The following is a 12,089-nucleotide window of genomic DNA, read 5'->3' as shown; positions in this document are numbered from 1 at the left end:
ATCAGCGATTTAGAAACTTGCTGTTACAGAAGCCACAAATCCGGCCCGTCCATTGCGGCCCGCCTCGGTAATTCCGGAATAGTCGGTGTCGATATAGCTTGCCGAGATAGTCAGCCAGTCCCGCGAATAGGTAATTCCGGCTTGCCAGTCCCATTTGTTATCATAGGCGCCGTTCTCGCGGCCACCGCGTAGTTTGACGGTATAAGGCGTGTTCGGAATAGCGACATTTGCCCCCGCGCCAAGGTAAAGATTATCGACGGCATTATCCTGATCCGGGGTGTAAGCCATCACCACTTCCAATTGGGCCGGCCCGATGGTTTTGCCAATAATGCCCTGAAGCTCGAGATAATTTGCGTCTTTACCGCCGGGGTAGACATAATAATAAGCGCTCGCGGTATATTCCAGTCCGCCTGCTTCGCCTGCATAGCCGCCATAAAGGTCCAGCTCGATATCCGAGCCGCTATACTCCGCGATGGTAGTCGCCCACGCCCCGGCAAACAGCCCGGATTGATGATAAATATCAATCCCGCCCTGCAAGGCAGGATCGCGGTCGGAAAAGCTTAGCCCGCGAAAACGGTAATCGCTCACCGCGCCAATATTGAAAGACACATCTATAGAGGGAGGAGGCGCGGTTAAGGGGCGTGCTTCCTGGGCATTGGCACCGGCTGACCAGCAAAGCGGGAATAAAAGCAATGCCCCGCACGCCTTGAAATTGCAGCTCTTTTTCATTGGCCGTTTTATCATGAATATTTGTCCCGCTCCTGTAATAGGTTCGTATCATAAGATAAATAAGATAAATATGCGTAAATAATGATTTCTGTGTGAACGGAAGAGAGGGGATGCTTCTATAAGTATTGCACATATTTTTCAGAGACCTGTTGCTATGACGCAGCGGGATATTCATAAAAGCTAGATGGTCCCAGATTCCCCGGAAATCGCATTACTTGTCATTGGCGGCTTATTGTTGGCGACGGTGTTCGCTGGCACCTTGTCGAGCCGGTTCGGACTTCCGGCCCTGATCGGATTTCTGGGTCTGGGCATGGTTGCCGGAGTGGACGGGCCGGGCGGAATTGCATTTAGTGACTATCTTCTCACTCAAGGGGTGGGCGTCGCTTGCCTTATATTCATCCTTTTTTCCGGTGGGCTCGATACCGACTGGCGCATTGTGCGAAGGGTGGCCGCGCCGGCGCTGGTGCTGGCAACATTTGGCGTTGTAATCAGTGCCGGCACAATCGCGGCGGCGGCTGTGTTAATCCTTGGCGTGGACTGGTTACAGGGGGCTTTGCTAGGCGCGGTGGTAGCCTCTACCGATGCTGCTGCGGTTTTTGCGATATTGCGCGCATCCAAGCTGGATCTGGACGGGGATGTGCCCTCTTTAATTGAGCTGGAGTCCGGGGCGAATGATCCCACGGCTATTTTTCTTGTCGGTGCGGTGCTGTTGCTCATAACTGTGCCGCAGGCTCCGGTGATAAACCTTGTGCCGGATTATCTTTTGCAAATGTCGATGGGCGGGGCAATCGGTTTGACTGTCGGCTGGCTAATCCCCGAAGTGCTCAAACGCTCGCCTTATCGTCATGGTGGTCTGGCCTTTGTGGTTTCGATAGCAGGGGCGCTTATCGCTTATGGTTTCGCAGAAGTTGTGGGGGGTAACGGTTTTCTGGCGGCTTATCTTGCGGGTATCGTTGCCGGGAATCGCACGTATGCCACCAAAAAAATTGTAGCGACATTCCAGGATGGTCTGGCCTGGCTTGGGCAGGTGGTGATGTTCCTGACGCTTGGCTTGCTGGTCGCGCCGACCGATCTTGTCGATGTTATCGTGCCGGGGCTTGCTATCACTTTCATTCTTATGCTGGTCGCGCGCCCGTTGAGTGTTTTTCTCTGTCTTGCCCCATTTCGCCAGTTTAGCTTGCGGGAGAAGCTGTTTGTCTCATGGGCGGGGCTGCGCGGGGCGGTGCCGATCGTGCTGGCGACATTCCCTGTGGTTGCCGGTGTTCCCGGCGCGTTCGCAATTTTTAATATTGTGTTTTTTGTGGTGCTGCTCTCCAGCCTTATTCAAGGGCCAACAATCAATTGGGTAGCCGCGCGGCTTAATGTCGGGCAACGCGAAGAAGCGGACGAAACCAAGTCCGCGGCATCAGCGCTCGATGCTTAGCCACATAAATCATAACCAGATGCAGACGCTTGTCGAATGGCTTTTGCGGCGATAGAGACATCATGGTTCTTCAAGGCTTACGGCAGGGTTCAACGCCCTCGGCTCATAAATAAACAGGACAGATGAATGAATATGGTCGGCCCCGCATCGCAAAGCTATTTTTCCCAGCGGCTCCGGCTGCGCTATGTCGATTGGGGTAATGCGGATAAGCCGCCGCTGATACTGTTGCATGGAGGCAAGGACCATTGCCGCAACTGGGACTGGGTGGCGCAGGAATTGTGCAATGACTGGCATATCATTGCCCCCGATATTCGCGGGCACGGCGATAGCCAGTGGAGCACAGACGGCAATTATGGAATAATGGCCATGGTGACGGATCTGGCACAGCTCATTCATCAGCTTGACCTGTCTCCGGTGTCGATTGTCGCGCACAGCATGGGCGGAAATATTGCGCTGCGCTATACGGGCCTTTACCCCGATACGGTCCGGCGGCTGGTCGCGATCGAAGGGCTTGGCCCGGGTCCCGAAATGCTCGCCGAGCGTGAGGAGGTGGGGCAGCTCCAGCGACTACGCAACTCGATAGAGGAAAAACGCAACGCCGCTGGTCGTCAGGTCAAACGCTATGCGACTTTCGATGACGCCCTGAAACGGATGCAGGAAGCCAATGGCCATTTATCCGATGAGCAGGCCCGTCACCTGACCACCTATGCGGTGATTAGGAACGAGGATGGTAGCTATAGCTGGAAATTCGACCCTTATGTGCAGCATTGGGATTCTGTGGATTTGCAACAATCTGACATCCACAAACTTTGGGGCAATATCACCTGCCCGACCCAATTGCATTATGGTGACGATAGCTGGGCCAGCAATCCGGAGAAGGACGGGCGCATGAAGCATTTTGGTGACAATGTGAGCGTAAAAACTTTCGCCAATGCCGGGCACTGGCTGCACCATGACCAGTTTGACCAGTTTGTCGGTGAGTTAAAAGCGTTTCTATAAACTTTAATGTTTTTGCAAACGCTACTGATTGTGCCAGTTTCAGGTGAAATCCGGCTATAAGACTTGAAGTTGTTACGGCCCTATCACATTTAATATCACATAACGGTAGACGCCTCACACCGCAATGTGATATTGGCGAGCCAAACCTGATGGAGGCACAAGCATGAGCAAGATATTGATAGAGCAACTGACCGAATTGATCGAATCCGGCGCAGAAACCCGTGCCGGTCTGGCCCGCGCGGCTGGACTTCATGCTAACAGCCTGCGTGCACTGGGGCAGCCGGACTGGAATCCGACAGCTGAAACACTTGGCAAGCTGGAAAAATATCTTGCCCGCGGCGGTAGCGGCGTCATGGCCACCGCACAAGAAATCATCAACGAAGCGCGCAATGGCCGCATGTATATTCTGGTTGATGACGAGGACCGCGAAAATGAAGGCGACCTCATCATTCCGGCGCAGATGGCAACGCCCGATGCGATTAACTTCATGGCCAAATATGGACGCGGGCTGATCTGTCTGGCGATGGCAAAGGATCGGGTCGAAGAGCTTGGCCTTGATATGATGAGCCAGAATAACCGCACGGCTCATGAAACTGCATTTACTACGTCGATCGAGGCCCGCGAAGGGGTGACCACTGGTATTTCCGCCGCTGATCGCGCGCGCACAGTGGCTGTTGCGATAGACGGAACCAAGGGCAAGGACGAGATAGTAACCCCCGGCCACGTCTTTCCGTTGCAAGCACGCAATGGCGGTGTTCTTGTGCGTGCTGGCCATACCGAAGCAGCGGTCGATGTCTCCCGTCTAGCGGGGCTGAACCCGTCGGGTGTGATCTGCGAGATCATGAAGGATGATGGCGAAATGGCGCGGCTTGATGACCTGATTGAATTTGCCCAGCATCACGGCATGAAGATCGGCACAATCCGCGACCTTATCGCCTATCGCCTACAAAATGATCACCTTGCCAAGCGGCGGGCAGAAGCAACCTTCGAGAGCCGCTGGGGCGGTGAATGGAAGGCCATCACCTATTATAACAAGGCGACGGAAACCGAACAGATCGTGCTACAAAAAGGACATATTGATCCCGATAAGCCGACTTTGGTGCGTATGCATGCCATGACAATTTTCAGCGATATTTTCGGCGGAACCGGCCCGGGGGCACAAACATTGTCCGAATGTATGAAAATCATTGGCGAGGAAGGTGCAGGCCTCATCGTATTCATTACCCAGCAGAACAAGCAATTTCTGTCGAATCAGGTGCGTAAACTTGCGGGGGAAGAGGGGCCGCATATGGACCAGTTGCGTGATTATGGCGTGGGCGCGCAAATCCTTACCGAACTAGGGGTGAGCGATATGGAATTGCTGTCCAATACCAGTCATGATCTTGTCGGACTGGATGCTTATGGCTTGCGAATCACTGGCCAGCGCGCGATTCCCGGCGGCGATACTGCCGGGGGATAGTACAGAGCGTAGTTTCGCCCTAAACAGCTTATCAAACCAACGAGAATCGAGATAAAATATGGCTAAATTTCTGATCGTCGAGGCGCGATTTTACGACCATTTGAACGACATGTTGCTCGATGGCGCTAAAGCGGCGCTGGACGCCGCCGGGCATAGCTATGAAACGCTGACTGTTCCCGGTGCGCTGGAAGTGCCGGGAGCGATCTCTTTGGCTATCGACAGTGGCCAGTTTGACGGATTTGTCGCACTGGGCGTTGTGCTGCGCGGGGAAACCTATCATTTTGAAATTGTTTCCAACGAAAGTGCGCGTGGCATTATGGCGCTCACTCTTGATGGCGCAGCAATCGGTAATGGCATCATCACGGTGGAAAATGAAGATCAGGCGCTGGCCCGTGCCGACAAATCACAAAAGGACAAAGGCGGAGAAGCTGCAAAAGCCGCGGTTGCCATGTGGGAGCTGGCGCAAAAATATGCCTGATAGGCTGAACGTGCCAATGCACTGTTAGATATTAGAACCATATTTGGAGGACGACCTCCCTCATATCGAGATTATATTTCCAGGACGACCTGGCCCGAAAAAAGGAGAAGGGCTGATGGCCTGGATTTACTTATTCATTGCCGGTATTTTTGAAGTGGTCTGGGCTTACGCGATGAAACAGTCAGAAGGTTTCACCCGGCTGGTTCCATCGGTGATTACGATGGTTGCGATGGTCGCCAGTTTCTGGTTGTTAGCCGCCGCTATGCGTACCATTCCGCTGGGCTCCGCTTATACAATCTGGACCGGGATTGGCGCGGTCGGAGCTTTCCTTGTCGGCATCATATTGCTGGGTGAGCCAGTCAATGCCATGAGAATATCCGCTGCAACATTGATTGTTTCAGGATTAATATTGATGAAGCTATCAAGCCCTTGAAATTATTTGATGGAGCACAGCCTGTCAGCCGTCGATTCTTTCCAGCGCAAATATCTCGGCAAATCTTTCCTTTTTCCCCATGACATCGGCGAGTGTAAATCTGTCTAGATGAGCCAGAAAAGCCTCGACCGCATCGGCCAATATGTGCGTAAGCCCGCAAACCGGCGTGATCACACATTGATTTGACGAGCCGGGGCTACATTCGACAAACTGGTTCACCTCTTCCATCGTGCGGACGACAGTGCCGATGTTAATCAACGCAGGTTCACGGGCCAATTGCAAGCCGCCACCGCGTCCGCGCTGGCTGATAATGAAACCCGCACCGGCCAGACGCTGGGCAACTTTCATCAGGTGGTTTTTGGAAATACCATAGCCGGTCGCAATATCATCAATGGTCTGGCTGCTGTCATGAGCGGCAAGAAACATTAACGTGCGTAGCGCATAATCGGTTTGCGTAGTTAATCTCATAAAACATGCATATTATATATTGCTTTTAATTTCAAGGCAGCTATAAAGAGTATATTATATACCTCTTTAGAAGATTCTGTTATGACCCATTCCTATACCATTGCCGCCAGAGAAGAGAAAGCTGCCAATGCAGCTGCTATGGGGATTACCGAAGAGCGGATTTCGCAGCTCGTTGAGCGTTTCTATGAAAAAATACGCGAAGACGAGATGCTGGGTCCTGTATTCAATGCAATCATCACCGATTGGCCGCCACATCTGGCGCGGATGAAAGCCTTCTGGACATCTATCGCTATTGAATCAGGCCGGTTTCGCGGCAACCCGATGGTTAAACATCTGGCTATTCCCGATATCGCGCGGCCCCATTTTACCCACTGGCTCAAACTGTTTGACGAAACATTGCCGGAAGTAATGCCCAGTGCAGCCGCTTGCCAGTTTCTGTCCGAACGCGCTGCACGTATTGCCGATAGTTTGATGACCGGCATTTCCATCCACCGCGATGGTCAACTTGAAGGATTAGCTGCCGGTTCGGAAAAGAAGGAGACCGAAAATGTTTCTTGATGAACATAATATGGCTGCACAAGTGAATGATATATATCATGATGATGCAAAAGAGGACGCCAAGTCAGTGTCCTCGCCCGAAGATCACGGGATTACGGCAAAACATGAATCGCGGACCTTTGGTCTGCCACGCTCTGTCTGGAGCATCATGATGACTTGCTATGCTATTTTCTTTGGCGCTCTGGCCGTGGCAATGGGACATGATGGCGGCGCGATATTTGTTCTCGTGGTTAGTGGATTATTCGCCCTGATGTATTTTGGCACCGGCTTTGTGCTCAACAGCATAGGTGCAGCAAGCCGTAAGAACCAGAAAAGCGAGTGGGTCGAAGGAAAGTTCCAGACCCAGAGCGGACCGATGAGCTTTGGTGCAATTTTTGGCCAGATGCTGATCCTGCCTATCCTGTTCGCAATTTTCGGGATTGCTATGATAATCATCCGTCATGTTGTGATCTAAAGTTTATGACAAGAAATCCCGCTCCCTATAAATCCACTCCGGTCTTTAACGAAGACAGCCTGCCCTCTGCCTTGCAAGCGGCTCATAGCACCAAAGCGGGGGCGTGGGGGGTGCTGGAGGTTTTAGACGGCAGCCTGAGATATGTAATTGAAGAGAGCGGGGATAGCCGCCTGATGGTTACAGGTGACTTGCAATTGATCGAGCCGCAACAATTGCATCATGTCGAATTAACCGGCCCGATGCAGATGCAAGTCCATTTTTATCGGGAAAAACCGGATGTTGGCGGCTGAGCCCATAGGCTGCTGAACATACGCCCGGAAGATTGCGGGTGACAATGGGCTTTATCGATATTTTCTAACATACCACTTGGCGACAAAATGAAGAAACCTTGCCAATCGTGCGGCAAATCGCTATAGTTACATCTGTAACTAATTAAGTGCCGCTCGCAAGGAATTTACACATGGCTGATCTTTTTGAAAACCCGATAGGCCTGGATGGCTTTGAATTTGTCGAATTTTGCGCGCCTGAAAAAAATATACTCGAACCTGTTTTTGAAGTGATGGGCTTTACCCGTATCGCCAAACATCGCAGCAAGGACGTGCATCTGTGGCGGCAGGGGCAAATCAACCTGATTATAAATTACGAACCCCGGTCGGCGGCATGGTATTTCGCGCGTGAGCATGGACCATCGGCCTGCGGCATGGCATTTCGCGTGAATGATGCGCGCAAGGCTTATGACCAGTTGCTTGAAAAAGGCGCAGAGCCAGTGGCGATTGAAACCGGCCCGATGGAATTACGCATTCCTGCAATTCGCGGCATTGGTGGTGCGATTCTATATCTGGTGGACCGCTATGCGGATGACAATAATCCCGATGCGCTTTCCATCTATGATATAGATTTTGAATATCTGCCCGGTGTCGATCGTAATCCTGTTGGAGCCGGGTTCCATATAATCGACCATCTTACCCATAATGTCTATGGCGGCAGAATGGCCTATTGGGCGGATTATTATGAAAGCCTGTTCAATTTTCAAGAGATCCGCTTTTTCGATATCAAAGGAGAATATACCGGCCTGACGTCCAAGGCGCTGACCGCTCCGGATGGCAAAATCCGCATACCGCTCAATGAAGAGGGTGAGGGCGGCAAAGGCCAGATTGAGGAATTTCTACGCGAATTTAATGGTGAGGGGATTCAACATATTGCGCTAATCTGTGATGATCTTGTTGCCAGTTGGGACCGGCTGAAAGAACTCGGCGTTCCGCTTATGACGGCTCCGCCTGATACTTATTACGATATGTTAGACGAGCGCCTGCCCGGGCACGGGGAGGATGTTTCGACCCTTAAAAGCCGCGGTATCCTGCTCGATGGAACCACCGAAGGGGGCGAACCGCGCCTGTTGCTTCAAATTTTTGCCCAACCGCAAATCGGGCCGGTATTTTTTGAATTTATCCAGCGCAAAGGTGATGACGGCTTCGGGGAAGGCAATTTCAAAGCCCTGTTTGAAAGCATAGAACGTGACCAGGTGGCCCGCGGTGTGCTCGATACAAAGGAGTCGGCATAATGGCCAAAGCACCTCAAATAAACGGTATCCACCATGTCGCCTATCGCTGCAAGGATGCCAAAGAAACGGTCGACTTTTACCAGCGTGTGCTGGATATGCCGTTCACCGTTGCTTTTTCTGAAGACCATGTGCCCTCGACCGGGGAATATGACCCCTATATGCATGTGTTTCTTGATGCAGGTGGCGGCAATATACTGGCATTTTTCGAACTGCCCGAGCAGCCGGAAATGGGCAAAGATCCCAATACACCGGCATGGGTGCAGCATATTGCGTTTCAGGCCCCGACCATGGATGACCTGATGGACGTAAAAGCGCGTGCGGAGGCAGAAGGGATCGAAGTGATCGGGCCGACCAATCACGGTATTTTCAAATCTATCTATTTCTTTGATCCCAATGGCCACCGGCTCGAACTGGCCTATGATACCGGAACAGCAGAAGAAATGACCGAGTTGAAGCGGGTTGCGCCGGACATGCTGGAAGAATGGAGCCGCACGAAAAAAGCACCGCAACATGCGGCGTGGCTGCATGAAAAAGCACGCGATGACCATTAACGCGGCATATATTCGCGCTTGTTGATTGTTACCGCATAAAGGCGCACAATCACTCTACCTCGAACAGCAAACGGGAAGATTATGAAACTAGCAACGCTTAAAAACGACACACGTGATGGCCGGTTGGTCGTTGTTTCCAAAGATCTGACGCGTTGCTGTGAAGCCAGTAACATTGCACCGACATTGCAAGCGGCTCTCGACAATTGGGAGGACTGCGCCCCCAAACTTGAAGCTTTATACCGCGATGTGGAGCATCAAAGCGTTCCATGCGAGCGATTCCACGAACGCGAAGCCCATTCTCCGCTGCCCCGCGCCTATCAATGGGCCGATGGCAGCGCCTATATCAACCATGTTGAACTGGTCCGCAAAGCGCGCGGTGCAGAAGTGCCGGAAAGTTTTTACAGTGACCCGTTGATGTATCAGGGCGGCTCCGATGCTTTTCTGGCCCCGCGTGATCCGATTCCGCTGGGTGATCCGAAATGGGGCTGTGATATGGAAGGCGAAATTGCCGTTATCACCGACGATGTGCCGATGGGTGTCAACGCGCAGGATGCAGCGGATCATATTAAACTTGTCATGCTGTGTAATGATGTGTCGCTACGCGGTCTGATCCCCGGCGAACTTGCCAAGGGTTTTGGTTTTTTCCAGTCCAAACCGCCCAGCGCCTTTTCTCCGGTGTGCGTAACGCCTGACGAACTGGGCGATGCGTGGAAAGGCTCGGTGATACATTTGCCGCTGCAAGTCGATTATAACCGCGAACCATTTGGTCGCGCTAATGCCGGAGTCGATGCAACATTTAACCTCGCACAGCTAGTCGCCCATGCTGCAAAAACCCGCCCCCTGTGTGCGGGCACTATTATCGGATCGGGCACCGTGTCCAATCAGGATGCCGATGGCGGAGCCGGAAAACCTGTGGCCCAAGGCGGGCATGGCTATAGCTGTATTGCGGAGATCCGGATGATTGAAACTATCGCGGAAGGTAAGCCCAAAACACCGTTTATGAGCGCAGGAGACGTCGTCAAAATCCAGATGCTGGATGAGGACGGAAATTCTATATTCGGCGCGATAAAACAGGAAGTGGTTGCTGTTTAAGGGGGGATTCTTTTATTTAACCTCAAGCGGCGGAAGTTTTTTTGGACCTCAAGCGCCGGGCGGGCGCATCCGCGCCCTTGGCTACGCGCCAATAAGGCGCGGCGGACGCCAGTATATTTTTGGCGGCCTTGCCTCGCTGCGCCCGGACTGGTGAATATTCTTTAGGTTGCGCCCTGGTGCGCCATCTCTAGGGAGCGCCAAACCGACGCGAAGCGGAGGCAAGCGCGACCGCGCGCCCGAGCTTATGCGAGGAAAGCCAAGCGGGCGGATGCCCGCGCCCGGCGCTTGAGGTCTAAAAAAGAATCCCCGAAAACCCTTTTCTACCCTATTTCAAAACGGCGTGGTTTCGTTTCCCGTCTGAGCTAATCGTCACCGTCGCGCCGATCAAATCCGTATCGACGGGCGCATTTTCGAGCATTCCGAAGCACGGGGTGCCATTTTCATCTGTCATCCACACGGTTGCGGCTCCGGGCACATCTTTGACATAAGGTATAGCATAGCTTTTGATAACGCCGTTTCCGCTAGCAAAATGCGCGGGCTTTGTGCCCTTGTCCGGCGGCAGGATATTGGGCGTAGCAATCCGGTCCGGCGTCCAGCCACCCGCGACGGGCTGCGCTGCGTATATGCCGACTGATTCCTTGTTAATCACACCGCCATTAGCAGAAATCATGCCCGGCTTGCTGCCATCTTTTCTTAGCGCCTGCACCAGAGCGACAATAGCATGGGTGCTGTAACTGTTGCCTGGACCGCCAAAGAAACTCAGCCCCCCTGTCAGTGTATAGCTGGATAGAGGGCGGTCTGGCTGGTTCAAAGCCTCTATCGCCAGTGACACAGCGACCGGGAAACAACTGTAAATATCAATCGGACCAATATCGCTAGCTTGCATTTCGGCAAGGTCCAGCGCCTGCGCGAGCGCCCAATCAATTGCCGGTGAACGGGAGAGGTCCATCTGTTCGCTAATGATTGGCGCGCTGGAATCCGCGCCGCTATGCAGGTAAATCATCCGGTCCTCGGCAATGCCCATATCCGCGGCATGGCCAGCGGTCGTCATGATGACCGCGCCGCCCAGTGCAACGGCATCCTGTGCCACCATCCAGCGGCGATAGGGATCGTTAAGCCGGTAATTGCCGCCGCCATCCTGCAATAATTCCTCTTTGCTCCAATGTTTCGCAAATTGCGCATGTTCACGCGTGGATGCAACGCTGGAAAAAGCCGACCAGAGCTGTGCCATATCTGCGGCATAGCTATTCCGGTCCATATCCAGCCTTTTGCGCCGGGCATTTTCCAGCAAACCATAAGCCATGGGCATAGAGATAATACCGTGACGGATCTCGTACATGGTGAGCACGGCAAAGTCGGAGCGCTTATCAATAAAATCACGATCGGAAGGCTGGTTCCAGTCCATGTCATGTCCGGCTTTTTTCGCACGTTTTACTGTGCCAACGGATTCTGCTCCGCAAATCACGGCTGCCTTGATCTTACCTTCATGAAGCTGAACCGCCAGTTCGTTGACATATTTCTGGGGACTTTGCCCGCCCACATCACCATAGATTAGCTGAGCGGGGTTAAGGCCCGATGCCTGGGCAATCGCGTCGGGCAGATTGTCGGGTGAGCCATATTGATGTCCGACCCCGCTGTCATAGAAAAGCCGCGTCGCGAGCAGGCAATCAATCGAATCGACGAGCTTTTCCGTATTGCCGCTATCCGCCAGTGCGGTTTTTACTGCCCCCGAAGCAAGGTCGACCGGAGAAGGCCATTCCAGTCCTAATGACTTGCCGCTGGCTTCCCCTACAGCAATTAAAACCGGCGCTTGTCGGTCAGAAATACCCATGCTCGCATATCCTTCAAATAAACAGTTCATCAATCAGTTAAAACTGATAACAG

At 52.8% G+C, this 12,089-nt stretch carries 14 protein-coding genes; 11 read left to right on the top strand and 3 right to left on the bottom strand.

The genetic code is table 11. The annotated features are described in order from the left end of the window. Positions 1-9: 9 nt before the first annotated feature. The gene (locus AB1K62_RS13940; protein ID WP_367004442.1) at positions 10-744 is read right to left on the bottom strand and encodes a TorF family putative porin; all 735 of its coding nucleotides are present in this window, start codon (positions 742-744) and stop codon (positions 10-12) included. A gap of 169 nt (positions 745-913) precedes the next feature. On the opposite strand from AB1K62_RS13940, the gene AB1K62_RS13935 reads away from it, so the two are divergent. The 5 genes from AB1K62_RS13935 to sugE all read left to right on the top strand — a co-directional run bounded on the left by AB1K62_RS13935 (position 914) and on the right by sugE (position 5,521). Further along, positions 914-2,152: a potassium/proton antiporter gene (locus AB1K62_RS13935; RefSeq protein ID WP_367004440.1), complete on the top strand. Its 1,239-nt coding sequence runs from the start codon at positions 914-916 to the stop codon at positions 2,150-2,152. A gap of 126 nt (positions 2,153-2,278) precedes the next feature. Further along, positions 2,279-3,151 carry an alpha/beta hydrolase gene (locus AB1K62_RS13930; RefSeq protein WP_367004438.1) on the top strand — a complete coding sequence of 291 codons (873 nt, stop codon included), beginning with the start codon at positions 2,279-2,281 and terminating at the stop codon, positions 3,149-3,151. Between the two features lie 163 nt (positions 3,152-3,314). Continuing rightward, positions 3,315-4,610, top strand: a complete 1,296-nt coding sequence (ribB, locus tag AB1K62_RS13925; protein ID WP_367004436.1) for a 3,4-dihydroxy-2-butanone-4-phosphate synthase — start codon at positions 3,315-3,317, stop codon at positions 4,608-4,610. A gap of 58 nt (positions 4,611-4,668) precedes the next feature. Further along, entirely contained in the window at positions 4,669-5,088 is a 420-nt protein-coding gene (gene ribH, locus AB1K62_RS13920) for a 6,7-dimethyl-8-ribityllumazine synthase (RefSeq protein WP_367004434.1), read from the top strand. A gap of 115 nt (positions 5,089-5,203) precedes the next feature. Next, the gene (gene sugE / locus AB1K62_RS13915; RefSeq protein ID WP_367004433.1) at positions 5,204-5,521 is read left to right on the top strand and encodes a quaternary ammonium compound efflux SMR transporter SugE; all 318 of its coding nucleotides are present in this window, start codon (positions 5,204-5,206) and stop codon (positions 5,519-5,521) included. 24 nt (positions 5,522-5,545) lie between these two features. Here sugE and AB1K62_RS13910 read toward each other — a convergent pair whose 3' ends face one another. Further along, complete coding sequence (locus AB1K62_RS13910) at positions 5,546-5,989, bottom strand: Rrf2 family transcriptional regulator (RefSeq protein ID WP_367004432.1); 444 nt, start codon at positions 5,987-5,989, stop codon at positions 5,546-5,548. Positions 5,990-6,070: 81 nt separating this feature from the next. Here AB1K62_RS13910 and AB1K62_RS13905 point away from each other — a divergent pair, with 81 nt between their 5' ends. The 6 genes from AB1K62_RS13905 (at position 6,071) to AB1K62_RS13880 (ending at position 10,205) form a co-directional block, all read left to right on the top strand. Beyond that, the gene (locus AB1K62_RS13905) at positions 6,071-6,547 is read left to right on the top strand and encodes a group III truncated hemoglobin (protein WP_367004430.1); all 477 of its coding nucleotides are present in this window, start codon (positions 6,071-6,073) and stop codon (positions 6,545-6,547) included. After that, positions 6,537-7,001, top strand: coding sequence for a hypothetical protein (locus tag AB1K62_RS13900; RefSeq protein ID WP_367004429.1), 465 nt, complete (start codon positions 6,537-6,539; stop codon positions 6,999-7,001). Before AB1K62_RS13905 ends, AB1K62_RS13900 begins: the two co-directional genes overlap by 11 nt. A 5-nt stretch (positions 7,002-7,006) precedes the next feature. Next, positions 7,007-7,291, top strand: coding sequence for a DUF1971 domain-containing protein (locus tag AB1K62_RS13895; RefSeq protein WP_367004428.1), 285 nt, complete (start codon positions 7,007-7,009; stop codon positions 7,289-7,291). A 170-nt stretch (positions 7,292-7,461) separates the two neighbouring features. Beyond that, positions 7,462-8,562 (top strand): 4-hydroxyphenylpyruvate dioxygenase, encoded by a 1,101-nt coding sequence (gene hppD, locus AB1K62_RS13890; RefSeq protein WP_367004425.1) that lies wholly within the window; start codon positions 7,462-7,464, stop codon positions 8,560-8,562. Next, positions 8,562-9,113: a VOC family protein gene (locus AB1K62_RS13885; RefSeq protein WP_367004424.1), complete on the top strand. Its 552-nt coding sequence runs from the start codon at positions 8,562-8,564 to the stop codon at positions 9,111-9,113. Before hppD ends, AB1K62_RS13885 begins: the two co-directional genes overlap by 1 nt. An 81-nt stretch (positions 9,114-9,194) precedes the next feature. Beyond that, positions 9,195-10,205, top strand: a complete 1,011-nt coding sequence (locus AB1K62_RS13880) for a fumarylacetoacetate hydrolase family protein (RefSeq protein ID WP_367004423.1) — start codon at positions 9,195-9,197, stop codon at positions 10,203-10,205. Positions 10,206-10,530: 325 nt separating this feature from the next. On the opposite strand, the gene AB1K62_RS13875 is transcribed toward AB1K62_RS13880, so the two are convergent. Beyond that, positions 10,531-12,036: a hypothetical protein gene (locus AB1K62_RS13875; protein WP_367004421.1), complete on the bottom strand. Its 1,506-nt coding sequence runs from the start codon at positions 12,034-12,036 to the stop codon at positions 10,531-10,533. Positions 12,037-12,089: the final 53 nt, after the last annotated feature.

Source organism: Parasphingorhabdus sp. JC815 (assembly GCF_040717415.1).
Taxonomy (GTDB): domain Bacteria; phylum Pseudomonadota; class Alphaproteobacteria; order Sphingomonadales; family Sphingomonadaceae; genus Parasphingorhabdus.
Note: the sequence above shows the minus strand (reverse complement) of the source record. Positions and strands in the feature narration are given on the sequence as shown.